Here is a 25798-nt window from a genome sequence, read left to right on the forward strand (position 1 = left end):
AGCCAGCCGCAGGGATGGGCGGTGTCGCGGCAGCGACCTTGATGAGGTCAGTGCTGCCGCGCAACCTCATGCGTCGATCAGCGACGCAGCAAGCGGCTGACGACCAGCGCCAGGCCCGCTGCCACTGCCAGTGCAGTCAGCGGCTTTTCGCGCACGAACGTCGAGACGTTATCCAATGCATCGCCGTAGGCTTTGGTGACCTGGCCCGAGGCCTGACGGGCGTCGCCTTCCGCTTCCAAGGCCGGGTCGCCCAGCCATTCACCGGCAACGCTTTGTGCCTTGCCAGTCAACTTGTCTGCTACGCCTTCGATCTGTTCACGCTTCATAGGGCTTTACCTTCCGTTAAAAGCTAATGGGCACAAGGTTAGGGCGCAGGCTTGTGGCGATAGTTCAAAACCCTTCGCACGCTTTTCCTGAAGTGTCGCTGCGCCATGGGCAACGCTTCCCTGCGCAGGCGCAGTCACGGATAATCGCCCGCTAATTCCAAAAATACTCCGTGAGCCCCCATGACCAACCCCGTAGCCCCCCTCAGCCCGCCTGAACCCTCGGCTACGCGCCAACCGCGCAAGAACAACCCCGAGAAAACCCGCGAAGACATCCTGCAGGCGGCGATCAACGAATTCGTCCAGCAGGGCTTGGCCGGCGCGCGCGTGGACGCCATTGCCGAGCGCACGGCGACGTCCAAGCGCATGATCTATTACTACTTCGGCAGCAAGGAACAGCTCTATGTCGAGTGCCTGGTCAAGCTGTACGGCGACATCCGCAAGACCGAGCAGAGCCTGGACCTGGAGTCGCTGCCGGCCGAGCAGGCCATTCGCCGGCTGGCCGAATTCACCTTCGATCACCACGATCGCAACGTCGATTTCGTGCGCATGGTCTGCACCGAGAACATTCACTACGGTGAATTCGTCAAGAAGTCACCGGTGATCCGCGAGATGAGCAGCCTGGTCCTGCAAGCGCTGGGCAGCACCCTGGCCCGGGGCGTGGAGGAAGGAGTGTTCCGTCCTGGCATCGAAGTCATCGACCTGCACATGCTGATGAGTTCGTTCTGCTTCTATCGGGTCTCCAACCGCCATACCTTCGGCGACATCTTCCAGATCGACCTGGCCGCCGAGCAGGTCAAGGCGCGCCATCGGCAGATGATCTGCGAGGTGGTGATGAGCTACATCCGCGCCTAGGGCTCATTCGCCCAGGCGCTGTTCGCGCGAGGGTGGGTAGCCGAAATAGGCGGCGTAGCATTTGCTGAAGTGCGACACCGAGACGAAGCCGCAAGCCACCGCCACTTCCATCACCGACAGGTCTGAGTACTGCAGCAGGCGACGGCTCTTGGTGATGCGCAGCTCCATGTAGTAGCGCCGTGGCGAGGTGCCAAGCTGGGCCTGGAACAAGCGGTCGATCTGCCGTCGCGAGCGGCCGCTGTAGGCGGCCAGCTGATCCAGGCTCAGGGTTTCTTCGAGGTTGTTCTCCATCAGCTCGACGATGGTGCGCAGGTGCAGGCTCATGGACTTTTTCGCTCCCGGGCCTACCTGGCGGTAGCGCGCGCCTGAGAACGACAGGATTTCCTCCACGCCCTCGGCCAGGCCATCGCCATACAGGCGCCGTACCAGGCCCAGCATCAACTCCATGGCACCGTTGGGGCTGGCTGCACTGAGGCGGTCGCGGTCGAGGGTGAAACTCGATGGGGTAATACGCGTCTGTGGGCTGCGTTCGGACAGGCTGGCGCGCTGCTCGGGGTGAATGCTGCACCCATAGTCGTCGAGCACGCCGGCGCGGCCGAGGAACCAGGCGCCGTTCCACAGGCCGCCCAGGGCCATGCCCTGGGCGGCGCAGTCAGCGAGCAGGCGATCGAGCTCGGGGTATTTCAATGCGGTGCGCAAGCCGCCGCAGACGATCAGCAAGTCCAGGCCCTTGAGCTCCTCGGCGCACAGTTCGGTGGCCACCAGCTCCAGGCCAAGGTCGCTGGTCACGCGGTCGCCGCTGAGCGCCAGCGGCGTGAAGTGAAAGCTGTCGGCGCGCAGCAAATTGGCGGTGACCAGCACGTCCAGGGCGACGGTGAAGCTGGCCATGGAAAAGTGCTCGAGCAGAATGAAATCCACTCGATAGGGCGCAGCCGGATTGTCGCTACTGGCCTTGAGCCGCAGCATGTTGCTGGTACTGGTTTTCTTGCTGAACTGACGTGGAATGGCCACTCTGGACTCCGTTTCCTGGCGTGCCAGCAGAGTGTGGGGGCAGCGTGAGGTAAAGACAATCTCTGCCAGAGGCGTGTCGTGCCCGATGTCGTAACCGGGCAAGTGGCCGGCCGCATGGCCGACTATCCGTCCCTAGACCTCGCCCGAACAACAAACCCTTTACCGCTCGGCTTGTTGGCTAAACTCAAAGGAACCACTGCGGCCGGCGGCGGCCAAAGCGGTACATGCCATTGGGAGAATGCACATGGAAATCGGAACGATCTGGATCATTGTCGCGGCCTTGATCATCCTGCTGGAGATCTGGGCCATCTGGCACATCATCGGCAGCGAACGCCGCGCCGAGCGCAAGATGTTATGGATCGTGTTCGTGGTCTGGGTACCGATCGTGGGCTTGCTGGCCTGGGCCGTACGCGGGCCACGGGCGGCCAAGGGGCGGGCAGTGCTGGAAGAAAAGTGAGCCCAGGCGTATCAGGTGCGCGGCACTCGATACGCCCGTACAGTCTCAGGACAGGCTGAACGCGATGGCCGAGCCCAGGCCATCGACCATCAGGCTGCCGCGAAACCTGATTCGCGACAGCACCTTCAGATCGCGCAGTTCATCCTTGATCCGTTCGCTGACCAGTTCCTGCGCCTGGGTGATCCTGCCGGCCAGGGTGCTTCGATTCAGCTCCAGCTCGCCGAGCAGAGTGGTCTCGATGTGTTTGATGGTTTCCCACTCGACGCTGCGCAAGCGGCGCCGCGCATCGCGTGCGGCGTCCTCGTCGCTGTCGCTGCAAGGGCTTACGGTGTAGGCGAGCTGAAATGAATACAGTGCCATGGTCGTTCCTCTTATCAGGTGCCTGTGTTGGCTGTACTGGCCTCCATGCCGGGGCACTGAATGTAAACAGCCAAGCGGCTACTGCCTACACACGTGATGTCTAGTGTCGCTGTAGGTCGTGGGAAGTTTCTGACTCAATGAAGCGGGGCACAGCGCCAGCGCTCAATTGAAAGTGGTCGATTAGCGCACGCATTGGCTTGCCTGCGGTGCACGCCGGTACGAATGAACTTCCTCAAGTCGTCGTATCTCTTTTAGAATCGGTGCTGTCGCACCTTCCCCTGGCGCAGCAATGAGCCGCGCCGCCGTCGAGACCGCCATGAGTTCCAGTACCCCGCTGTCCGGAGTCAACCAACCCCTGCGTGGCATCGCCCTGGTGGTGGTGGCGACGTTTCTGTTCGCCAGCCACGATGCGCTGTCGAAATTCCTCGGTGGGTTGTACCCGATCGTCATGGTGGTATGGGCGCGGTACGTCGTGCATACCCTGCTGATGGCCGGGATTTTCCTACCTCAATCCGGCCTGAACGTACTGCGCACACGCCGCCCGCTGTTGCAAACCCTGCGCGCCCTGAGCCTGCTGAGCACCAGCCTGTTGTTCACCACAGGCCTGCAATACCTGCCACTGGCCGAGGCTACCGCGGTCAACTTTCTTGCACCGGTGCTGGTCACCGCACTGTCGGCGCCGCTGCTCAAGGAACGGGTGACGCCGGGGCAGTGGCTGGCGGTGGTGCTTGGATTCATCGGCGTGGTGGTGGTGGTGCACCCAGGCGGGGCGATGTTCACCCCGGCCATTCTCTTGCCTTTCGGCTCGGCATTGGGTTTTTGCTTCTACCAACTGCTCACGCGCATTCTTTCCGCCTACGACAGTCCCACCACCAGCAACTTCTACGCGGGGTTGTGCAATACCGTGGTGATGAGTGCGCTGGTGCCGTTTTTCTGGGAGGTGCCGCGCTGGGAGCATGCCTTGCTGATGCTGGCCCTGGGCGGCTTTGGCATGAGCGCACACTTGTTGCTGACCCAGGCCTTTCGCCACGCTGCGCCCGCGCTGCTGGCGCCGTTCAGCTACTGCCAGATCGTCTTCGCCGGGCTGCTGGGCTTGTTGATCTACCGTCAGGTACCGGACAGCGCCAGTCTTTTGGGCATTGCCATCATCTGCTTGAGCGGCCTCGGGGCGGCCTGGATGCAGCGCGAGCGCTGAGCGATGCTTGCAGCGCCGCCGTTTCAGGCAGCGGGTGCAACCGGCAAGCGCCGATAGAGCGGGCGCGGCGTGCTCGGGTCGAGCTCGGTCAGCTTGCTGCCGGCGCGGTGGAAACCGGCGCGTTCGGCCAGGCGCTGGCTGGCCAGGTTGTCGATGTCGGTAGTCAGCCACACCGGCGCCTCGACCGCGTCCAGCAGGCAAGTCAGTGCTTCGCGCATCAGCCCCTGGCCTGTGCTGGCCTGGCTGGCCCAGTAGCCAACCTCGTATTCACCTTGGCCGGGCCGCAGGCCGATGCAGCCGATTACCTCGCCGCTGCCAGGGGCCAGGACGAAGAAGCGTTTTTCCTTGTCTGGCTGAAGAAATTCTTCGGCGCTCAGCTGCAGGCTGTCGACCACTTCAGCCAAGCTCCAGTTCGGCTTGGCCCAGGCGAGAAACGGTTGGTGCAGGTCATAGCTGTCGAGCAGCGCCTGCTGCAACTGCTGGGCGAATGCGACGGCTGGACGCACCAGCATCGTGCGGGCGGTCGATAGGGTACGGGGCAGGGTGGGGTAGGGCATTGCGGGCCTTCCTGACGGCTGATCGGGATGTAAGCATAATACCTATGCCGCTTGGATGGGCCTGCTTGGCACGCTAAGGAGAACTGCTGAATCGTACGCGCTTCGACAAGCGCGTAAAAGTTTATGCCGCGATGGCCTCGCTGGCTGTTGACATGCCTATAGGTAGCGGCTTTCGCAAGCAGAGCCTCAAGAGAGGTACTCTTTAAATAATGCTATAAGAAAAAAGCGCCCGGTATACACCCGGGCACTTTCGGTAATGAGTATTGACTACGGAACTTGCCTAACGCCTTTTGTATAATTAACGATATCGTTTGCCGAGTAGATCGCTGCGAGTTTCATGTCATACAACATTTTCGGCGTATTTGGCGGGGCGATCAATGACGCTGTGCCGCGGCAGAACATTCCATTGACCGTGTTGTAACGATGGCCGTTCAATTCCAATATGTTCAAGATTGAGTCGAATGATGCCGCTCCGTGAACTTGCAGGTAGTCGAAGCTGTAGGAATTTGCGATTCTTGCAATCGCTGCGTGAAAAAGATCTGTTGGTTTTCCTGCGAGCGCGGGCAACTCAGTGGCCACCTCGGCAGCGCTTAGCTCGGAAATAATGTAGTTGGGAACCACACTAGAATAAATCCGCTCTGACGGCTTGCTCACGCCCATCAGGACGCTGTCATAGCTTTTTCCCAGCATCATTGCCTTAAGCCCCTCGCGCGTATAGAAGTGAACTTCGGGGGCGACTGTGGTGCCAAAGTATTCTGGCACATCTACTCCTGCGGGTCCTCCTCGTTTGAGTCCATCGACGCGTATGCCATGGCCATTGATGAACAACCCTTTCGAGTTCTGTACGGAGTGAAGCGTGAAATTTTCACCATGGAGGGACAGCAGTGGGTATGCCCCGCCAGGTAATGTCGCATGTCCTCGCTCTACCACATTCTTAATAGGGGAGCCAAATGCCTTCGATAAGTTTCGCAGTTTTCTCATTTCACGGATTGATCGAATGCCTTTGACCGCCTTTCTTCCGGCACTTAACAGTGCCCTGCCTGCCTTGACAAGGCCTTTGCCGGACATGTCGATAAGATCAACGGCCAGGCTCGCCCAGCCTAGTTTTTCAGAGAGCGCTGGGTTATCGCGCTGCGTGGCCAGGGCCGCCGCTCCCAGTCCGAACCCTAAAAGGCCGAAGCCCAGCATCAGTGCGCCTGCTGCACCACCGGTCATAACGGATAATCCGACGATCAGCAAAGTGCCGTAAACCAGTAGCACCCATTCCCACCATGCAGCAGGCTCATGATGCGGTGGCTTGGTGTCGCGAATCATCTCATCTAGAGACGCCAGACTGACTGACTCTTCGCGGCGGCTGATCATGATGCGCCCGCTCGGATCGTGCCAGTTAACGGGGTCGCGGCCTGCGCAATAAGCGCGGTCATTCAACCCGCCATTATCAAACGGACTCAGACCGTCCCCTTGAAAGAAGGCCTGATGGCGAGGGTCGTAGACGCGGTGGCCGTTGCCGAGATGATAGCTTCCCGTGACCGGATCGACTCGCTGACCGTTATAGCCAAGACCGCTGTTCAGTGCATTGAGGTTTTCCAGTGGAGCCTCGCCCCAAGGAGTAAAGCCAACTGACCGGCTTTCCCACTCGCTTTTACGGTTGAGCGAATACTCTTCTCCACCGCCGTTTTGCGGATCTGCGAGCACAAAAAATGTTTGCGTACTTGGTCTGTCCGCGGCAATGTTCCGGCACTGCACGATTAGACCAACTTCCTCGTCGAGCACACGCTGGCGTTGCGGCTTGTTGTTCGCGTCGAGCCAGACCTCACCACACAGGAGAGCGCCATGGTATTGCAGCACTCGTCGTTGCTGCTTGCGCTCATCCCATTGCGTGGCCAGTCTGCCAAGTTGGTCGTATTCATAGTGCGTAATAGCCTGCTCATTAGCACTCATGCTGACGGCAAGCACTTTGCCCTCTGGGGTATAAGTGATCACTTGCCCCAACGCATCTCGGGTGAGGCTACCGTTCTCATCGCTGACTAGTTTGAGAATAGTTGGCTGCCCAGCTTTTCCACCTTGAGGTGTGCGTGTGACAGTGACTTGAGTACGCTCGGTCGGTTGCGATGGATTGGTATACGCGTAGACTCGCGTTTCTTTCGCGCCGTCAAGGTGAAGCGTTGTGCACGTCGAAACGTTACCAAGCACATCATAGGTGTAGGTTTGTTCTCTGATGGCTTGATTGTTTGCGTCCCTGATCTCGAAGCCTTCGCTTGCGACGACGGTCCAGTGCTTGAGCTCATTGCGATCGGCCTCGTACTCATAGGTTTCGGTACGAGTTGCCGAATTGTCACCATTGCGGTACCACGCCTTGCTTAACAATTGGCCCGTCGAGGACCAGCGCTGTTCATAACGGCTCTTGACCTCACCGTCGAGGAAGTATGTGCGCTGGGATTCTCGGCCAAGACTGTCGTAATCATATGAAATAGCCATGTTGCGACCGCTGCTTCGGTCATTGATGTTCATGTGCTCAATTTCGCCCTGAGCGGCATAGCGGTAGCGATACTCAAACTGCCCGCGGCGTACCCGTATACGGCGATTTTGCGCATCCGTCCAGGCGCGACTAATGGCGCCGTTAGACGACTCAAGAACAGTGGCGTTATTACGTAGCGAGTGCAGTACCCGTGCGTGCTGTCGTAAGCCGCGGATTGATTGCACTATACTCAGTTGCCCAAGCAACCGCGGCGCTAGGCTTTCAGCGCTGATACGGCTTTGCAGGTTTGCTTTAGTGGCTGTTCGCTCTGACTGCATGGACTGGGTGATTGCGTTGTAGCTAAAGGAAGCGATTTTAGTTTTCGCGCCACGCCTTTCCTTTGCCTCGCTGTACCACGTCACGGTATTACCGTCAGTGCTACTTTCACTCCAAACCTTAGCACCATCCGGCCGCTGGTAGCCACTGTCATAAAAGTTGAATACCCGCGATGACTTCTCGGTACCTACGGTTCTGGACAACACCCGATCACCTGCATTGCCGGGGCCACGCAGTTCTTGTTGGCCCAGTTGCACCTCGTGATCAGTTGCTGATTTGATGCTGACCCGCACGGGGGTATTGCTCAACCCTTCGAAAGCCCATTTCACTAGTGCTCCATTTGGCGCTGTGGTCTGAGTACGGCGCCCCAATTCGTCGTAGTCGTGTTTCCATTCTCTTTTGATGTTTCCCAAGGATTCTGTAATGAGAACGCATTGGCCGCGAGCATTGATACGTTGCTCGGTATGCAGCGGCTGGTCATCCATTCGCTTGTGCATTTTGTTCCAATGCTGGTGGTGCAGTTCGAGCGTAATGCGGCCGTCGCGATGATTTTTTTGTGTTTCAACTTGGCAGTGCAAAGGCCCCTTCAGCACAGTGCCAGTTGTCAGCGCCGTGCTCAGACCTTGCGACCCATCTTCCTCGACCAGGGTCTGCTGCAACTCGCTCTGCCAGAACCAATCTCGCAGGTGAGATGGCAAACTGGCACCGTCGTTACGCACGCACAGGCCGCCTGGGTGATAGTCATAAGTACAGCAGGATTGCATTTCGCCATTCGCACCGTATGCTATTTCTTCAAGACAGACATAATCTCCGGCTAAGTCGTTGGGTCCGGGCTGGCGTTGCATTTCTCGGCGTACCGGACGTTGAAGCCCATCGATCAACGTGCGCGTAGTACGGCCATCCGGGCCCACAGAGGTCACGTAGGTACCATTTACCGAATCGGCCAGCGTATGGGTGGTCTTCGCGAGCGCAGCGCCATCGGCACGCCCAGAGGTAAAGCAACCTTCGTCCCAGTCGTAGGCTGTGCTGCTCAATAGCCGGTTACGGGCATCGTAGGTGTGATACACCATGCCGCTGGGCCGGCCCAACTCGTCTTGCGTCGTTTCACGCATCACAAGACCGCTGTGCGCGGAGCGTACATGGTGAGCCACAGTCGCCGTCAGCTTCAGTCCACGCCATTCGAAGGGGGATTCGCTCTTGCTCGACAGCGTGCCGCAGGTTGCATCTGCAGTCGTCGTTTCCTTCAGAATGTGAGTTTGGCGAGCTTCGTTGTTTTTATACCAACGGGTGGAAGTCGTCACGGTTTCGCTCAGCCCACCGCTCTCTGAGTTACTCACCTGCTGCAAGCTGACTAGAAGCCCATCGCGGCCTTCAGCTTTAGCGAGGGTCCACGGTGTGTTGGAGGTGTCGACCGTGACCCCCTCCAAGCTCAGGATCGTGTCGGGAGTCAGAATCCCCAAACTGTCCTTATGGGCATCGGCATAGCCGAACAGTAAAATACTCATTTCCGAGCGGCTACCATCTGGGAACACTAGATAGCTGCACTGCGCCAGCAACGGAGGTGAACTGGCGTCCGGGAGCTCTGGACATGACAACACCTGGGCGGATGCGGCTGCTTGGTCCTGTTCAACTTTGAGCCCTTTCAACAAATGAGCGGTCTTCGGAACTTGATCACTGCGATCAGGTTTTTCGGCGCTTGCCTGCGTTCCGTAATAGCAAAGGTGGGTGGTGTACCCATCCTCAGTGACGGTTTTTGTCAGCAGCCCGAAGTTGGCGTCGTAGGTGAAGTGGGTCGTTTCTGTCACCCGTCCGCAAGCAGGTTGAGTCATCGGAGTGGCGGTTGCTTCCAGGCCTGTGTTCATGATTGGCTCTCCACAACGGAGTCGTCGGTAGTATCGCCCTGAGCGGCGGGATTGATGGTGCTGGAGCGCAGATCTTCGGTTGTCACTGTCGTGCATATAGGCTGAGTCGCCAGGCGATAAATCACGGTTGCGTCAGGGCTTGCGATCGCGTCTGGGTACGTCATCTCTGTAGTTTCACGACTCAAGCCAGGCGTCGTTACAACGACCTTCGTTTCCACCAATAGGCCATTTTTGAGCTGCCATGTCCGACGCGTAGAGGGACCAAGGAGACGGCTGCCGGTCTCCAGGCTACGGGTGGCGGTGAAGCTATCGCCTTCGCTCATGCCAAACCCGCTGTTTTTACCTTCCCACTCCCAAATATGAGTGATGGGCTGCTGCCCTGCGCCTGGCAACAAGGTATGGCGCAGCACCCGGGAAAGAGGGATGAGCGTGGTGCTGGTATCCCAATGTTTCCACATTGGTGCATAACTCACATATTCCAGAGAGCCATCTTCTTCGGCCACTGAGCACAGCACGCGGTCGAGGACCGGCTCACCTTCGTAGCCAAACACCACCGTTTGCACCGGGTTGGCTTCGTTTTTTCCTTGACGTTGGAGTTGCGTCAGCAGGCAGTCCTCAATTTTGAGGGTTACGGTGTATTGCTCGTCAGTGCCCGGCCAAACCGTAAAGGAGCTGGAATAGGTCCCCGTTGCTTTCGGCGTTTCATGGTTTGCCGTAAGCAGCTGGATATCGCCATCCGCGATCGTGTTCAGTCGAACATGGCCTTTTTTACTTTCCCAGGCCAGTGTAAGCGTGCCACCTTGCGGTGAGGTGATGCTTGTGGGTACCAGCATGAGCGCTTTGCGGTTCATCTCCTTCTCAAGCTTTTCGATGTCTGTAATTTTATCGTTGAAATTGGTAGTTTGCTCCGTTGTCAGTCCTGATTCCTTGAGCCACTGTTGCAAGTTCTCCTTGATTTTTTGCAGTTTACGAATGAATGCGTGCTTGTAATCCTCACTCGCTTCCTGGCCGTCGTGAGGACTGGGTTTGGCCAAAGTTTCCATGCGCCCAGAGGGAAGGATCACTTTCAAGCCCGTCAATGATGCGTAATTACCAGTTGCACCCGTGAGCGTGACCCCACTGATGGCCAGGCGCTTTGCGCCTTTTGCCGACTGAATGTGGTCAGCAGTGAGTGTGATGGTCTGACCAGTGTGCAACGTCAATCTGTGCAGACGATTGTCATAAGCACTGAAGCGCAATGCCCAACCGTCACCCAAGGCACTTTCATTGGCGCGCGTGGCGGAGTAGTGAAGGGTAAGATCGATCTGCGGCCCCTTGCCCGACAGCCCACAAATTATCCCGATGGGATAGTGGGCGTGAAACAGACCGGTCTTTGGATCGACACCGTTTTCGCTCGCGCCGCTGACGTCATAGACTGCAGAACCCACTGTATTGGCATAATCCGCACACAGCGAGTCCTTCGGCGTAAAAGTACGTCCACAGAAGGGAGGGTGTATTTTAAAAGCTGTTTGCGGGTATCGAACGCCTTCGAGCGAGAGGCAACGGCGGGGAGGGGTTATTCCCGCACGGCTTACTCGGCTAGCGCTGCACAACACTTCATCTGCTTCAAGATCGCATGAAGTAGGAATGTACAACCGGAAACCGCCGAGTGCAGTACGACAATCGGGTGGCAGGTCAGGTGCGAAATCTGACGTATAAGAAATGAAGCGAACACCTTTTTCGATAACGCTGGGGGTCAGCTGCAGGTGAAGGTACTCGCTGGAGACTGCGCTGAGCGGGGCGTCAGCGTTGGTTTCCGAAAAAGCGAGGACTAACTGATGCTCGTTACTTGAGATGCACTCTGTCCAGTGGCCAGGATCAGCGTGCAAAGCGCTAGTGTAATGGGGAGGGCATGACGTCATGCGCAGCTGCCATATGTCCTTTTGCGGATAGCACGCATCAAGCTGCGACAGTCTGGAGGCGACCAATGCAGGTACATTGGCAGAGGGGATGTAAAATCCAAAGTTAGGGCGTTCAATCAGCTGGCGGGTGAACTCAGAATGGGGGCGATTTTTGACTTCTTTCCGGTCGCGTGGAGTCAGAGGCGCTTCGCCCAGAGCGATGATTGCCGAAAAGTATTTATGATAGTTGGTCACATACGCGTTTTCTTCAGGTTTGAGCTGAGCGTATTTTTCAGCTTCCTCCCACATCAGATAGTCACGTAAATAAGTGAATTCAGGATGGAGATCGGGGATCGCGTTAATGCTCGGGGTAGGTGCTAAACTAGCCCTTTCGGCGGTGATGACGCTTTGCAGCCCCTGAGGAAGCCAGAGGGTATGCGCTGATAAGCGGTGCGACTCTCTTTCTGGCTGTGGTGAAAGCGTGTCGGCTATACCCCACAATGCCAATGGCTCGTCAAATGTCGCAGCCAAGCCCTGGACCCAAAGTCCAAGATCATCGACCTGCTCCGTGTCCGGCTGGAAAGTCCAGCTGTTAACCACCTGCCCGTTCCAGCGCTCTCTCAACATCAAACTCAAGCCTTCCTTGTAACCGTTGTACAGTTGCTCGAGCGTCAGTGATTCTCCCTCCGGCGTTTCCAGCGCCGGCTCATAATGCTCGGCTAGCCCGGGCAGGCCCTGCACCATGACTCGCGCAGGGAGTGGCATGACCCAGAGATGCCAGTCAAGGATTGAACTGGGTCTGTCGTCTGGCGAATGGCTATCCCCTAGGCGCAGATAATCGCCCAAGTCTGATGCCTTGAGAGCTGCGGCAATTGAACTGAGGCATTGTTCAGCGCTGCGGTCGGACTGTGGGACGGTGTAGCAGAAGGGGGAGCCTGGCAACTGAGTACTGCTGTATTGGTCGAAATAATAGAATTTGATAACCTCGCCTGCACGCGGCGTGAATGCACTCACTGAGTGGTGCTTTCTCCAAGCCAGGGCGTCAATCTCGACCGATAGGTTGGAGTTCTGTGGAATCCACAGGGCATTGCCACTGGCTGCCGCTTCGATAGTGACCCTATCCGAGCCCAGCGCTCCTGCACGGAGCATCCCATACGCACTGGTGACCGCCAGGTGCCGACCGTTAATCACTTCGCAAAGCCCCTTGGGCCAATCGCTTGCATTGGCGCCTTTCACAACGCCGGGCTTATACAGGTGAGTTTCATACAGGCGCAGTGTCGTTCTGTCTCGCACCTGCACCGAGACAATATCGCCCTGAGCCGGGGGTAGGTCGGGCAGATGGCCTGCTATTACCTGGTTGGCTTGGAATGGGGCGTTAGTGATTAATCTACAACCATCTGCGTAGTGCCAGAGCCGATCAAGGCTACGTTTATCTGCAGGGGTCTTCTTCAGCAAGCCGGCTGTGCGCAGCCCGACTTTGGTAATATCCAGATTACCGACCTCTGTCAAATAACCCGCATCTAACCATTTGTTACCTTTCGCATCCACAGGCGCAAGGTTGATCGCTGAAAGTAACGCCGTCGGCCATGCCTCCTTGGCGAGGTTGCCTTTATCCGCTGTGAAGTGAACGCACTTGAGCACGCACCCATTACGTGTATCTACAGCCCAGGCCTTCACACACTCGCCCACTTGGAGATCTCGATCGGCCAACAAAAAGCCCGGACTGTTCCAGAGGTGTCTACCTGCCCCTAGAGTGGCGGGTTCGAATCCCGTCATATCGGGTAGGAGATCATCAACGAAGCGGTCGAAGGACTGCCCCCATTGCAGGGGCGCAAAGGGCAACTCTATGACTTCGTCTTCTGCGCCTGTCGGCTTGGAGGCCTCGTCCTCTAGCGGCGCTCGGAGCGCACGCTCTGCGGCAACTGATTTTGCCATTACTGGCGCAACGCCTTCCAGGCCGGCCAGTGAATAGAGGGTGACTATTGTGTTGGTGGGTATTACTATTTCTTCGGTAGGAGTGGGGAAGTAGCTGATTAAGTCGTATTCTGAGGCGAGCTTTTCATGCAGTGAAGTTAGCAACGGGTCAGAGGCTAGCGTAATTTCACTTAGGTCGGTCGTGAACGAAATGTCTTTTATAAAGGCCAGTAGGCCATAGGCTTTCATGAAATCTGGCAGAATGGAATCATCGAGCCCACCCTCATGAAGTCCTGAACTCGGCCACTGCTCGGCCTCTGGAAGTTCCATCGGTTGAGCGAGTTCAAGCAGGACTACAGTATGAGGGGCCGCGAGCTCTAGCAGATCTGTAAGCGCTCGTTTCTTGATGCCCGCGTTAATGAGTTTATTGAGTAAGTGGTCGTAAGTATCATTATAGTTGCAGTAAAGGGATGGGTTGGTGCTGTAGACACTGATTACCTCTGCCGGGATGCCGTCGATACCAGTCAATATGCCTGAATGTCCTCCCTGTATCCCCCTCGTGTTGAAGTCGTCATATAGACGCCGTACAGGATATTTTCCGTCTTTGTCTTCATAGTCTACAGTGATGCCGGCGTCATCGGCGCTGATGAACCACGCCGATCTGTTGGACTCATCGAGCCTCACACGGTCACCTTTCTTGAGGTGCGCGTTTTCAATTATTTTTTTGTTATAACCCACTTTGGTCATATCGGAAAACCGGCCCATGCTTCACTCCTTAGTAAGGTTTGAGAAAACATGAAGAGCAGATTGCGCCACTGTTTGCTGTGTGGCGGAAGTTTATTTGTGCGCACGCCTATTGTGCGATGTTGTGCCTTTTTGTCACCTGTCAAAAATGCTAGGCCGGCGATGGTTGTGATTTGTGCCAGCCCTGCGCGTTACTGATGACTGGTTGACCGAGGTTGGCTGGGCGTGATTTCCTCCGAAAGCTCGCTGTCTTCTGCGCGAACAGGTGCAACGATCAATCAAGAAAACCAAAGGTCCGCCTATGCCTGGCTACACGCTGCATTGCTTCGCCGAATCCGGTAACGCCTACAAGGCTGCGCTGATGCTTGAACTCACCGGCCAGGACTGGCAACCAGTGTTCGTCGATTTCTTCAACGGCCAGACCCGCGACCGGCAATGGCGCGAAGAGGTCAATGAACAGGGTGAGGTGCCGGTGCTGGAGCACGCCGGGCAGCGGCTTACCCAGTCGGCGCTGATTCTCGACTACCTGGCCGAGCGCACCGGCCAGTTCGGACCGCGTGACGACCATGAAAAGCGTGAGATCTGGCGCTGGATGCTGTTCGATAACCACAAGTTCACCAGTTACTACGCGGCCCTACGCTTCCTGCTGTGCCTGAAAAAAACCGGCGAAACCGAGGTGACAGGCTTTCTCCGTGAACGGGCCACGGCGGCCTATCGCATCGTCGATGCACATTTGCAAAAGGAGCCATTTATGGTTGGCAGGCGGTTGACCATCGCCGACCTGTCGCTGGCGGGGTATGTGTTCATGCCCGAGGACACTGGGATCGTGCTCGGCGAATTCGTCCACGTCGAGGCATGGAAGCAGCGCATACAGGCGATGCCGGGGTGGAAGCATCCGTATGAGTTGATGCCCCGCACCGCCTGAGTCGTTCATCGCCTGCCTTCAGGCACTCTCGCGCCGGGCGTAGTGTGCGCCGAACAAAGGCACCGCGCGCTCGGCAGCCAGGCGGATGCGGGCGTCCAGAGCGCTGCTGGAAACCTGGTAGTCAGCGAGCTCGGCCTGGCTGGCATACACGCCGATCGGCAAGGTCAGGGCCTGCAGGAAGCTGAACAGCGGACGCAATTGGTGGTCGAGTACCAGCGCGTGACGTTCGCTGCCGCCGGTGGCTGCCAGCAGCACTGGGGTGTCGACCAGGGCATCCTGGCCGATCAGGTCGAACAGGTGCTTGAAGTGGCCGGGGAAGCTGCCGCGGTATACCGGTGCGGCCACCACCAGCAGGTCGGCTTTTTCTACCAGGCGCAGCTGCTGCTCCACCGTGTCGGGCAGCTCGCTGCGCCACAGCGCGGCGCCCAGCGGCCGGGCGATGTCGCCAAGTTCGATCAGGTGCGTCTTGATGTGCAGATGCTGGCTGAGTTCGGCCACGATGGCCTGAGTCAGGGCCAGGGTGCGCGAAGGGCGGCTGGTGCCACCGGACAAGGCGACGACGTTCAAAGGGGTGCCCATGCAGGTCTCCGGGTCTTGAGGAGCGCAGACTTTGCTGGAGCAATCGTCGTGGCAAAATTCAAAGGATGCGGGGCTGCGAGCAGTTGGCCGGGCACGGGCGGCTGTGCAGTGGGCCTATTAATAACCAAACCCCGGCCGCCATGGAAAAGAATATAAAAATCTATTCTTATGTCTTAATTATTAGTTACCTCACCGTTTGCTCTGACCATAGGCCTGGCTGATGCGGTCAATGACCATCGCCAGCGCGACGATAGCAAGTCCCGCTTCGACCCCTTGCCCCACATTGAGGGTCTGGATGCCGGCCAGCACATCTTCGCCCAGCCCACGCGCGCCGATCATCGACGCTACCACTACCATCGATAAAGCCATCATCACCGACTGGTTGAGCCCGGCCATGATGCTCGGCAACGCCAGCGGCAGGGCAATGCGCCGCAGCCGCTGCCAGCGTCCGGCACCCAGGCCGTGTGCGGCGCGCAGCAGCGACGGGTCGATCTGGCTGAGCCCCAGCTCAGTCAGCCGTACCAGCGGCGGCAGCGCATAGATCAAGGTGGCGAATACCGCCGGGACCTTACCCAGGCCAAACAGCATGAGTACCGGGATCAGGTACACGAACGCGGGCAATGTCTGCATCACGTCCAGCACTGGCATCAGCAAGCGCCGAGCCAGCGCGCGGGTGGCCAACAGTATCCCCAGCGGCACCCCGACCAGCACGCACAGGCCGGTGCTGACCAGCACCAGGGCCAGGGTCTGTAGCAGCTTGTCCCACAGGCCGAGCATGCCAATGAAGGCCAGCAGTGCCACCAGCACCGCGCTGCGCAGGACACTGCGGCTAGCGTGCCAGGCCAGCAGGCCCACCGACAGCAACAGCAGCCACCAGGGCATCAGGCGGAGCAGGTTTTCCAGGCCGACCAGCAACTGCAACAGTTGGTCGGAGACGTTGCGCAGGTGGTCGCCATAGTGCAGCACCAGCCAGTCGACCCAGCGGTTGATGGTGTCGGCGAACGACACTTGCAGAGCGTTGGGGAAGCCCGCGCTCACAGGCTGGCCTCGACCTTGTCGGCCACTTCAGCGGGCAGCCACGCCTTCCACACATCCGGGTGGGCCTGAAGGAACACCTTCGCGGCATCGGCGGGCTGCTGGCGCTTCTCGCTCATCTCGGCCAGGGTTTTGTTGAATAGATCGATGGGCAGGTCGACTTTCTCGAACACCGCTACCAGTTGCGGATAGCCATCGCGAAATGCCTTCGAGACACCGATCGACAGCTTCGCTGGCAACGATTGGCTGCCTTTCGGGTTGGGGTTTTTTGCGTCGGTCAAGGTAGCCCAGGCTGCCGCATCGAACGCAGGTTCCTGCAGACGCACCAGCTTGTAGCGGCCAATCAGCGGGGTAGGGCTCCAGTAGTAGAACAGCACGGGTTGCCTGCGACGAATGGCCGAGCTGATTTCAGCGTCCAGCGCGGCACCGGAACCGCTGCGAAAGTTCGTGTACAGGTTATCCAGCCCGTAGGCCTTGAGCTTCTGACTATTGACGATCTCGGAGGTCCAGCCACTGGGGCTGTTGAGGAATCGGCCTTGGTCTGGCGATTCAGGGTCGCGAAATACCTGCGGGTAGCGCTTGAGGTCTTGCACGCTGACCAGTTCGGGGGCTTGTGGCTCGATGCCGTGCTGCGGGTCGCCCTTGATCACATATTCAGGCACCCACCAGCCTTCTTCGGCGTTCTTCACCGTGTCGCCCAGGGCGAACACCTGTTTGGCCTGTTCGGCCTTGACCCAGGCAGGGCTGCGCCCGGCCCACTCCTCGGCGATCACCTGCAGGTCGTTGCGGGCCAGTGCCACCTCCAGGCTCACGGTGCTGCCGGGCAGGGTATCGGTGGGGTAACCGTAACCGTGCTCGACAATGTAGCGCAGGATTTCAGTGGTCAGGGCGCCGCTTTCCCATGTGAGGGCGCCGAAGTGAATGGGCTTGCTGGCGTCTGCCGCTGCAGCGCTTTCGGTGCTGGCCAGGCCTGCTGCGAGTAGCAGGCTGGCCAGCAGCGCATGGATTTTCTTCATGGGGAGCCTCGTCGGTTACTGCGCCTTTGATTGCGGGCAAGTGTAGACGACGAAGTGTTCGGGGCCGTGCACGGCCCCGGCAGGTCAGACGCGGAACTGGTCCATCAGCGCCTGCTGCTGATTGGCCAGGCTGTTCAACGACTGGCTCACCCGCGCCGACTCATTGGCCTGCCCGGACAGCGATTCGGTGACGTCACGAATGGTCGCCACGTTGCTGTTGATTTCTTCGGCCACCGCGCTCTGTTCCTCAGCGGCCGAGGCGATCTGCAGGTTCATGTCGGTGATCACGCTCACCGCCTGGCCAATGCGCTGCAGCGCGGTGACTGCCTGGCCGACCTGCTCGACACCGCCCTGGGCCTGGCGGTGGCTGTTGTCCATGGCACCCACTACTTCGCGGGTACCGTTCTGCAGCGCTTCGATCACCTGGCGGGTTTCTTCCACCGACTCCTGGGTGCGTTGCGCCAGGTTGCGCACTTCATCGGCAACCACGGCAAAGCCTCGACCGGCCTCGCCGGCGCGCGCCGCTTCGATGGCCGCATTGAGCGCCAGCAAGTTGGTCTGTTCGGCGATCGAGCGAATCACTTCGAGCACCGAGCCGATTTTCTCGCTGTTCTGCGCCAGGCCTTCTACCTCGGCCATGGCCTCGCTCATATTGGCCGCCAGCGCGTCGATGCGCGTGGTGGTGCGATCGATCACCGCCAGCCCCTCACGGGTCGCCTGGTCAGCATCGCGCGCCGCTTGTGCAGCCTGCGCGGCGCTGCGCGCCACGTCCTGGGCGGTGGCGCTCATTTCGTGCGAGGCGGTGGCCACCTGGTCTACCTGGCGATACTGCTGCTCCATGCCGGCGCTGGTCTGGCTGGCGATGGCCGATGACTGGTCGGCGGTCCCGCGCGCGGCGTGCACCGACTGCTTGACCTCGGCGATGGTCGGTTGCAGCTTGTCGAGGAAGCGGTTGAACCAGCCGGCCAGCTCACCCAGCTCGTCGCGCTTGTCATAGGCCAGGCGGCGGGTCAGGTCGCCTTCACCGCTGGCAATGTCCTTGAGCATGGCCGCGACTCCTAGAATCGGCTTGGTCACACCACGTGCCATCAGCCATATCAGCAGCAGGCCAAGCACCGCCGCGGCCACCCCCAGGCTCAATTCCAACAGGGTGCCGCTGGTGTTGAGGCTGTCCAGCTCCTGCTTGAGCGCTTCGGCAGGGCCGGTCAGGGCATTTTCCGGTACATCGAGCAGCACGCCCCACGGTTGCGCGCCGGGTACCGGGGCAAAGGCTGCGAGCACCTTGAGCCGAGCCTGATCATGGTGGATGGTCAGCTTGCCCTGAGCGAGCGTGCGTACCAGCTCTGCGCCCTGGCGAGCGTCGATCTGGTCGAAGCGCTGCGCCAGCTTGCTGGCATCGGCACTGTAGCCGGCGAGCAAGCCGACCGGGCTTAAAATACCCACCGTGGACTTGCCTTGGTACAGGCCGCGGCTGGCGTCCTCGCTCAAGGCTTGCAGGCTGTTGAGGTTGATGTCCACCGACAGGGTGGCGATGATCTTGCCGTCGACCAACAGCGGGAAGACGATGCTGGTCATCAGCACGCGCTGGCCGTCGATGTCGTAGAAATAAGGCTCGACGACGCAGACCTTGCCGCTGCTGCGCGGGCAGGTCCACCAGGTGTTGGCCGGCTGCCCACTGGGGCCGATGTCGGTGTTGGCCATGTCGTGTTCGGGCAAGGCCATGGCGGTCAGTTGGCCAGCACGCGGCTGCGACCAGTACAGGGCAAAGCGCCCGGTTTCGTTGCTGCCAAGCTCGGGCTTGCCGACGAACAGGCTGTCCTTGTTGTCCAGGGCGTTGGCTTCGAACACCAGCGACAGGCCCAGCAGGTCGGGGTTGGCCTGCAATGCCGCACGCACCTGACGGGTCATGTCCTCGCGCAGGTCGAAGGCATCGAGAAAACGTTTTTCCGCCTGTTCACGCAAGAACAACACCTGGCGGGAAAACCCGGCGCCGTACTGGTAGGCATCCATGAACTGGCGACGGATGTTCAGCGCCTGGACTTCGCCCTGCGATTCGATGCGCGCCTGCGCCGACTCGCTGAGCATCTGGGTGCTACTGGCCTTGACCAGGTCCGAGCTGTGATCCATGCGGTACAGCGATAGGCCGACCAGCAGGGTGACGATGCCGGCAAGGCACAGACCGGCGAGCAGGGTGATTTTCCACTGGATGGAAAGTTGTCGCAAAGGCATGGTGTCGAGTCCCTTTTTAATTGCAGGGTTTTGATGGTGACAGGGCAAGACATGCACGCCGGCCCATCGCTGTATCGACCCACGCCGGTTTTTCTTTATTCGAGCATTCAATTTAACGCTCGCGGGTAATGCGCCGCCCCGTGGCGCTTTTGACATCCCGTGGCCATTGCTTCAGAGTGCGCGCTTTTTTGTCCGTCGCGAGGAACCCCAAACCATGAATGCAGTGATCGCCGCTGTAGGCATCATGCTGATTCTCAGCCTGTCACGGGTGCATGTGGTGATCGCCTTGATCATCGGCGCATTGACCGGTGGCCTGGTCGGTGGATTGGGTATCGAGGGTACCCTCAAAGCGTTCAATGGCGGCTTGGGAGGCGGCGCAACGGTGGCGCTGTCCTATGCGCTACTGGGCGCTTTCGCTGTCGCGATTGCCAAGTCTGGCTTGGCGCATGCCCTGGCCGACCGCGCCCTGGCGTTGGTCGACCGTCAAGGTCAGGGCGAGGGCGGCAAGCTCAAGTGGCTGTTGATTGGCCTGATGCTGGTGGTGGCAGTGTGCTCGCAGAACATCCTGCCCATTCACATCGCTTTCATCCCGCTGCTGGTGCCGCCACTGCTGTACGTAATGACCCGCCTGCGCATCGACCGCCGGTTGATCGCCTGCACCATCACCTTCGGCCTGATCACGCCGTACATGTTCCTGCCAGTAGGGTTCGGCAATATCTTTCTCAATCAGATCCTGCTGGCCAATGTCGCCCGCGCCGGCGTCGACATCAGTGGCGTCAACGTGACCCATGCCATGGCCATCCCGGCGGCTGGCATGTTGGTTGGCCTGCTGATCGCGGTGTTCATCAGCTACCGCAAGAAACGTGACTACGATCTGGCGCGCATCGAGCAAGTCGAGCAGGTCAGCGTCAGCTACAACCCCATGACCCTGCTGGTAGCCGGGTTGGCCATCGCTTCGGCGTTCATCGTGCAGCTGTGGCTGGACTCGATGATCATCGGGGCGATGGTCGGCTTCCTGATCTTCTCGCTGTCGGGCATCGTGCGCTGGAAAGACACCGACGACCTGTTCACCGAGGGCATGAAGATGATGGCCATGATCGGCTTCATCATGATCGCTTCCTCGGGCTTCGCCGATGTGTTGAAGGCCACCGGCGAAGTCAAAGGGCTGGTCGAGGCGTCGGCGCAATGGATCGATCACAGCAAAGGTGTCGGTGCCCTGTTGATGCTGTTGGTGGGGCTGCTGGTGACCATGGGCATCGGTTCGTCGTTTTCGACGGTGCCGATCCTGGCGGCGATCTTCGTGCCGTTGTGCGTGCAGCTGGGCTTCGATCCGCTGGCGACCGTGTGCATCGTGGGGACGGCAGGGGCACTGGGCGATGCCGGCTCACCGGCCTCAGACTCGACCTTGGGGCCGACCTCGGGGTTGAACGTCGATGGCCAGCACCATCACATCTGGGACACGGTGGTCCCGACCTTCATCCACTACAACTTGCCGCTGCTGGCCTTCGGCTGGCTGGCGGCGATGACGCTGTAGGTTCAGCCCCTGCGCGGCGGCGGCGATATGCTGTTGAGCACGGTGCTGCCGTCTTTGCTGCGGGTCAGGTAAACCGGCAGCACCTTGGGCAGGTTGTCCACCAGCCGTGCCACCTCGCCGGTGTTGTAGATCCCGCTGATGCGGATGCGCCCGGTGCCGGCATCGGCCAGCAGCAGCGGGGCGTCCAGGTAGCGGTTGATGACCGGCAGTGCCTGCTCCAACGGCAGGTTGTCGAGTACCAGCTTGCCTGATCGCCAGGCCAGGCTGTTGGCGTAGTCGTCGTGCTCGGCCAATTGCGGCTCGAAGTCGCCGGTGTGGTAGGTGGCCTGCATGCCCGGGCCAAGCCGGTAGCCGCCGGCATCGCCATCGCTGCTGACCAGCACCGAGCCCTGCACCAAGGTGACCTTGACCTGGTCCTGGTACTTCCAGACGTTGAACTGGGTGCCGGTCACTCGCGTCTGCCCGCGACCGGCGCGCACCACGAAAGGATGGCTGCTGTCGTGGTGCACTTTGAAGAACGCCTCGCCCTGGCCAAGGGTGACCTGACGCCGATCCTTGAAGTTCAGGTAGGTCAGTTCCGTGTTGAGGTTCAGCTCGACCGTGCTGCCGTCGCCCAACTGCACGGTCTGCCGCTGCCTGCCCGCTTCGAAATGCTGGTAGTCATTGGGCAGCCAGCCTTGCTCCCAGCCGATCCAGGCGCCCAAGGGTAGAACCAGCAATGCCAGCGCGGCAGCCGAAGCCATTGGCCGCCAGTTGCGGGCCTGGCGCGAGGGGCGGGCCAGCGCAGGAAGGTCGATCGGCGTGGCGCTTCGTGGTAGCAGATCGGCGGTTTGCCAGATCTCCAGTATCGCCTGGTATTCCTCGGCATGCCGCGGATTCGCGGCCAGCCAGCGGGCGAAGGCTTCGCGCTCAGCCTCGGTGCAGTCATCGGCATGCAGGCGCATGCACCAATGTGCGGCGGCGTCGGTGATGGCGTCGTCTTGGCTGGGAATGAGGCTGTCGTGGTTCATCGTGGCTCCAGGTTTTGCGCATTCTACCCTTGGCGGGCGTCCTGCGAGAACCAAGGTAATGGCGAATGACTATCATTCCACTGCGTTTTTGACTGATGAACACGGAATATTCCACGTTTGAGAACACTTCGCGCCCATCCGGGCGTAGGAAGGGTCCATACCGGCGGTAGGATTTTTACATAGGCCGCTAATCAAAGCTTTGACATTCACTGCCTAGGCAGTAATATTTTAAAACAATTGCCCGAGTCGATACCGATGTCGCATTTCACCCCGGAGAATTTCCATAGCTGTGCCATTGGCATGCTGTTGGGCCGAGCGGCGATCCTCAAGGACCGTATTCTTGATTGGCACCTGGAATCGGAAGGGGTGACCGCAGCGCAGTTCAAGGTGCTGATCATCGTCACTCAATATGAGGTGGACACGCCAGCAGAGCTGTGTCGCTACCTGGGCCTGGACAGCGGATCGATGACGCGCATGCTCGACCGCCTGGAGCAGAAGGGCTTGATCGTGCGCAACCGCTGCGCCGATGACCGTCGCCAGGTGCGTCTGGCCTTGAGCGCCGATGGCCAGCGCCTGGCCGACCGTTTGCCAGAGATTGGCGCGGCGGCGCTGAATGAGCTGGTCGGCGTATTGCAGCCTGACGAGCTGAAAAGTCTTGAAGGGTTGCTGGCCAAGGTCCTCCTGGGCGCTGGCGACCCCCTCACGATCCGCCGTTTCGGCGATCGTTGATCCCTGTTACGCATATTCCAAGGTATTGTCATGGCCACTCCCACAGACACCTCATCCCCCTCCGCCGACGCACCCGCGTCGGGCAAGCGCAAACTGTGGCTGCTCGGCCTGCTGGTGCTGGTACTGCTCGCAGGTGCCGGCACCTGGGCCTGGTACAGCCTGGTAGGGCGCTGGCACGAGAGTACCGACGACGCCTACGTCAACGGTAACGTGGTGGAAATCACCCCATTGGTCACCGGCACGGTCACCAGCATTGGCGCCGATGACGGCGACCTGGTGCATGCCGGCCAAGTGCTGCTGCAGTTCGACCCCGCCGACAGCGAGGTGGCCTTGCAGTCTGCCGAAGCCAAGCTGGCGCGTACCGTGCGCCAGGTGCGCGGGCTGTATAGCAATGTCGATTCGCTCAAGGCTCAGCTGCAAACCCGCCAGGCCGAACTGCAAAAGGCCCAGCAGGACTACAACCGCCGCAAGATGCTGGCGCAAAGCGGCGCCATCGCCGCCGAAGAACTGTCCCACGCCCGTGATGCGCTGACTGTTGCGCAGGCGGCGGTGAACAGTGCGCGCCAGCAGCTCAACACCAGCACGGCACTGGTCGACGACACCGTCATCTCATCGCATCCCGAAGTGATGGCAGCCGCTGCCGATCTGCGCCAGGCCTACCTCGACCATGCGCGCACGACCTTGGTGGCACCGGTTACCGGCTATGTCGCCAAGCGTACCGTGCAGCTCGGTCAGCGCTTGCAGCCAGGCATTGCGACCATGGCGGTGATTCCGCTGAACGAGGTGTGGATCGACGCTAACTTCAAGGAAACCCAATTGCGCGACATGCGCATCGGCCAGCCAGTCGAAATCAGCGCCGACCTGTATGGCAGCGACGTCAAGTACAGCGGCACGGTAGACAGCCTGGGCGCCGGCACTGGTAGCGCTTTCGCCTTGTTGCCGGCGCAGAATGCCACTGGCAACTGGATCAAGATCGTTCAGCGCGTGCCGGTGCGTATTCACCTGAACGCGGACCAGCTCAAGGACCATCCGCTGCGCATCGGGCTGTCCACCGTGGTCGAAGTCGACCTGCACGATCAGAGCGGCCCGGCCCTGGCCCAGCAACCGCCGCAGCAGGCCAGCTACACCACCCAGGTGTATGACCGCCAGTTAGTCGAGGCCGATGCCTTGATCGCGCGGCTGATCCATGACAACAGCGCCCAAGGCAAGACGGCCAACCGATGAGCGACAATGCCAAGGCGCAGTTCACCCCGCCGAGCTTGCTGCTGACCACCATCGGCCTGTCGCTGGCGACCTTCATGCAGGTGCTCGACACCACCATCGCCAACGTCGCGCTGCCGACCATCTCCGGTAACCTTGGCGTCAGTTACGAGCAAGGCACCTGGGTGATCACCTCGTTTGCGGTGAGCAACGCCATCGCCTTGCCGTTGACCGGGTGGCTGAGCCGGCGGTTTGGCGAAGTGAAGCTGTTCATCTGGGCCACATTGCTGTTCGTGCTGGCGTCGTTTTTGTGCGGCATCGCCCAGTCGATGCCGGAGCTGGTGGGCTTCCGAGTGCTGCAGGGGGTGGTGGCCGGGCCGCTGTACCCAATGACCCAGACCCTGCTCATCGCCGTCTATCCGCCGGCCAAGCGGGGGATGGCCCTGGCGTTGCTGGCGATGGTGACCGTGGTGGCGCCGATCGCCGGGCCGATACTGGGCGGATGGATCACCGACAGCTACAGCTGGCCGTGGATCTTCTTCATCAACGTACCGATCGGCTTGTTCGCTGCAGCGGTGGTGCGTCAGCAGATGCGGGCGCGCCCGGTGGTCACCAGCCGGCAACCAATGGACTACATCGGCCTGTTGACGTTGATCGTCGGCGTAGGCGCACTGCAGGTGGTGCTGGACAAAGGCAATGACCTGGATTGGTTCGAGTCCTCGTTCATCATCATCGGCAGCCTGATCTCGGTGGTATTCCTGGCGATCTTCGTCATCTGGGAGCTGACCGACCGTCACCCGGTGGTCAATCTGCGCCTGTTTGCGTACCGCAATTTCCGGGTCGGCACCATCGTGCTGGTCGGCGGCTACGCCGGGTTCTTCGGTATCAACCTGATCCTGCCCCAGTGGCTGCAGACGCAGATGGGCTACACCGCGACCTGGGCAGGGCTCGCGGTTGCGCCGATCGGCCTGCTGCCGGTGATCATGTCTCCGTTCGTGGGCAAGTACGCGCACCGCTTCGACCTGCGGCTGCTGGCCGGGCTTGCGTTTCTGGCCATCGGCACCAGCTGCTACATGCGTGCGGGCTTCACCAGTGAAGTGGACTTCCAGCATATCGCCCTGGTGCAGCTGTTCATGGGCATTGGCGTGGCGCTGTTCTTCATGCCGACCTTGAGCATCCTGCTCTCGGACCTGCCGCCGCAGCAGATCGCCGATGGCTCCGGGCTGGCGACGTTCCTGCGCACGCTTGGCGGCAGCTTCGCGGCCTCCTTGACCACCTGGATCTGGATTCGCCGCGCCGACCAGCATCATGCCTACCTCAGTGAGCACATCAGCCAGTTCGACCCGGCCACGCGCCATACGCTCGAGCAGTTGGGCGGAGCCAACATGCAGAACTACGCCCAACTGGAGCGTATCGTCAACGCCCAGGCCTACATGATGTCGACCGTGGATTATTTCACGCTGATGACCTGGATATTCGCGGGGCTGATTCTACTGGTATGGCTGGCCAAGCCACCGTTTACTGCCAAGGCCGGGCCGCCTTCGGCAGGCCACTGACACCTGGCGGGCGGTAGCCTCGTGAAAGCGCTG

At 59.8% G+C, this 25798-nt stretch carries 19 protein-coding genes and 1 pseudogene; 8 read left to right on the forward strand and 12 right to left on the reverse strand.

Annotated elements, in window-relative coordinates:
- Nucleotides 1-77: 77 nt before the first annotated feature.
- Entirely contained in the window at nucleotides 78-326 is a 249-nt protein-coding gene (locus ACLEJW_RS09835) for a CsbD family protein (protein WP_145182941.1), read from the reverse strand.
- 180 nt (nucleotides 327-506) lie between these two features.
- Between ACLEJW_RS09835 and ACLEJW_RS09840 the strand changes: the two genes are divergently transcribed.
- On the forward strand, nucleotides 507-1178 hold the full coding sequence (locus ACLEJW_RS09840; protein WP_145182944.1) for a TetR/AcrR family transcriptional regulator: 672 nt from the start codon (nucleotides 507-509) through the stop codon (nucleotides 1176-1178).
- 3 nt (nucleotides 1179-1181) lie between these two features.
- On the opposite strand, the gene ACLEJW_RS09845 is transcribed toward ACLEJW_RS09840, so the two are convergent.
- Complete coding sequence (locus ACLEJW_RS09845; RefSeq protein WP_440777472.1) at nucleotides 1182-2189, reverse strand: GlxA family transcriptional regulator; 1008 nt, start codon at nucleotides 2187-2189, stop codon at nucleotides 1182-1184.
- Between the two features lie 244 nt (nucleotides 2190-2433).
- Between ACLEJW_RS09845 and ACLEJW_RS09850 the strand changes: the two genes are divergently transcribed.
- Nucleotides 2434-2646 (forward strand): PLD nuclease N-terminal domain-containing protein, encoded by a 213-nt coding sequence (locus tag ACLEJW_RS09850; RefSeq protein WP_145182950.1) that lies wholly within the window; start codon nucleotides 2434-2436, stop codon nucleotides 2644-2646.
- 45 nt (nucleotides 2647-2691) lie between these two features.
- On the opposite strand, the gene ACLEJW_RS09855 is transcribed toward ACLEJW_RS09850, so the two are convergent.
- Nucleotides 2692-3006, reverse strand: coding sequence for a hypothetical protein (locus tag ACLEJW_RS09855; RefSeq protein WP_313295280.1), 315 nt, complete (start codon nucleotides 3004-3006; stop codon nucleotides 2692-2694).
- 316 nt (nucleotides 3007-3322) lie between these two features.
- Between ACLEJW_RS09855 and ACLEJW_RS09860 the strand changes: the two genes are divergently transcribed.
- Nucleotides 3323-4201 (forward strand): DMT family transporter, encoded by an 879-nt coding sequence (locus ACLEJW_RS09860; RefSeq protein ID WP_440777507.1) that lies wholly within the window; start codon nucleotides 3323-3325, stop codon nucleotides 4199-4201.
- A 23-nt stretch (nucleotides 4202-4224) separates the two neighbouring features.
- On the opposite strand, the gene ACLEJW_RS09865 is transcribed toward ACLEJW_RS09860, so the two are convergent.
- The 3 genes from ACLEJW_RS09865 to ACLEJW_RS09875 all read right to left on the reverse strand — a co-directional run bounded on the left by ACLEJW_RS09865 (nucleotide 4225) and on the right by ACLEJW_RS09875 (nucleotide 13973).
- Nucleotides 4225-4758: a GNAT family N-acetyltransferase gene (locus tag ACLEJW_RS09865; RefSeq protein ID WP_313295278.1), complete on the reverse strand. Its 534-nt coding sequence runs from the start codon at nucleotides 4756-4758 to the stop codon at nucleotides 4225-4227.
- A gap of 267 nt (nucleotides 4759-5025) precedes the next feature.
- Nucleotides 5026-9414 carry an RHS repeat-associated core domain-containing protein gene (locus tag ACLEJW_RS09870; protein WP_440777473.1) on the reverse strand — a complete coding sequence of 1463 codons (4389 nt, stop codon included), beginning with the start codon at nucleotides 9412-9414 and terminating at the stop codon, nucleotides 5026-5028.
- Nucleotides 9411-13973, reverse strand: a complete 4563-nt coding sequence (locus ACLEJW_RS09875) for a hypothetical protein (protein ID WP_440777474.1) — start codon at nucleotides 13971-13973, stop codon at nucleotides 9411-9413. Before ACLEJW_RS09875 ends, ACLEJW_RS09870 begins: the two co-directional genes overlap by 4 nt.
- Before the next feature lie 280 nt (nucleotides 13974-14253).
- On the opposite strand from ACLEJW_RS09875, the gene ACLEJW_RS09880 reads away from it, so the two are divergent.
- Nucleotides 14254-14877 (forward strand): glutathione S-transferase family protein, encoded by a 624-nt coding sequence (locus ACLEJW_RS09880; RefSeq protein WP_313295269.1) that lies wholly within the window; start codon nucleotides 14254-14256, stop codon nucleotides 14875-14877.
- 18 nt (nucleotides 14878-14895) lie between these two features.
- On the opposite strand, the gene msuE is transcribed toward ACLEJW_RS09880, so the two are convergent.
- The 5 genes and pseudogenes from msuE to ACLEJW_RS09905 all read right to left on the reverse strand — a co-directional run.
- Complete coding sequence (gene msuE, locus ACLEJW_RS09885; protein ID WP_313456659.1) at nucleotides 14896-15456, reverse strand: FMN reductase; 561 nt, start codon at nucleotides 15454-15456, stop codon at nucleotides 14896-14898.
- A gap of 189 nt (nucleotides 15457-15645) precedes the next feature.
- Nucleotides 15646-16494, reverse strand: coding sequence for an ABC transporter permease (locus ACLEJW_RS09890; protein WP_440777475.1), 849 nt, complete (start codon nucleotides 16492-16494; stop codon nucleotides 15646-15648).
- Nucleotides 16491-17507, reverse strand: coding sequence for an ABC transporter substrate-binding protein (locus ACLEJW_RS09895; protein WP_313295264.1), 1017 nt, complete (start codon nucleotides 17505-17507; stop codon nucleotides 16491-16493). Before ACLEJW_RS09895 ends, ACLEJW_RS09890 begins: the two co-directional genes overlap by 4 nt.
- 84 nt (nucleotides 17508-17591) lie before the next feature.
- Complete coding sequence (locus tag ACLEJW_RS09900) at nucleotides 17592-18347, reverse strand: methyl-accepting chemotaxis protein (protein ID WP_371921219.1); 756 nt, start codon at nucleotides 18345-18347, stop codon at nucleotides 17592-17594.
- A gap of 102 nt (nucleotides 18348-18449) precedes the next feature.
- Nucleotides 18450-19892 (reverse strand): annotated as a pseudogene (locus ACLEJW_RS09905) (PDC sensor domain-containing protein); the annotation flags it as partial.
- A 58-nt stretch (nucleotides 19893-19950) separates the two neighbouring features.
- Here ACLEJW_RS09905 and ACLEJW_RS09910 point away from each other — a divergent pair.
- Nucleotides 19951-21270: a Na+/H+ antiporter family protein gene (locus ACLEJW_RS09910; RefSeq protein WP_440777476.1), complete on the forward strand. Its 1320-nt coding sequence runs from the start codon at nucleotides 19951-19953 to the stop codon at nucleotides 21268-21270.
- A 2-nt stretch (nucleotides 21271-21272) separates the two neighbouring features.
- Here ACLEJW_RS09910 and ACLEJW_RS09915 read toward each other — a convergent pair whose 3' ends face one another.
- Nucleotides 21273-22280 carry a FecR family protein gene (locus ACLEJW_RS09915; protein ID WP_145182983.1) on the reverse strand — a complete coding sequence of 336 codons (1008 nt, stop codon included), beginning with the start codon at nucleotides 22278-22280 and terminating at the stop codon, nucleotides 21273-21275.
- Between the two features lie 255 nt (nucleotides 22281-22535).
- Between ACLEJW_RS09915 and ACLEJW_RS09920 the strand changes: the two genes are divergently transcribed.
- The 3 genes from ACLEJW_RS09920 to ACLEJW_RS09930 are packed head-to-tail and all read left to right on the forward strand — an operon-like array spanning nucleotide 22536 to nucleotide 25765.
- On the forward strand, nucleotides 22536-23009 hold the full coding sequence (locus ACLEJW_RS09920) for a MarR family winged helix-turn-helix transcriptional regulator (RefSeq protein ID WP_313295256.1): 474 nt from the start codon (nucleotides 22536-22538) through the stop codon (nucleotides 23007-23009).
- 30 nt (nucleotides 23010-23039) lie between these two features.
- Nucleotides 23040-24233 carry an HlyD family secretion protein gene (locus ACLEJW_RS09925; protein WP_145182989.1) on the forward strand — a complete coding sequence of 398 codons (1194 nt, stop codon included), beginning with the start codon at nucleotides 23040-23042 and terminating at the stop codon, nucleotides 24231-24233.
- Nucleotides 24230-25765 (forward strand): DHA2 family efflux MFS transporter permease subunit, encoded by a 1536-nt coding sequence (locus ACLEJW_RS09930; RefSeq protein ID WP_145182992.1) that lies wholly within the window; start codon nucleotides 24230-24232, stop codon nucleotides 25763-25765. The genes ACLEJW_RS09925 and ACLEJW_RS09930 overlap by 4 nt, the downstream gene beginning before the upstream one ends.
- Nucleotides 25766-25798 lie beyond the last annotated feature (33 nt).

The sequence above is a fragment of the Pseudomonas sp. SMSB3 genome (assembly GCF_052041965.1).
GTDB lineage: Bacteria > Pseudomonadota > Gammaproteobacteria > Pseudomonadales > Pseudomonadaceae > Aquipseudomonas.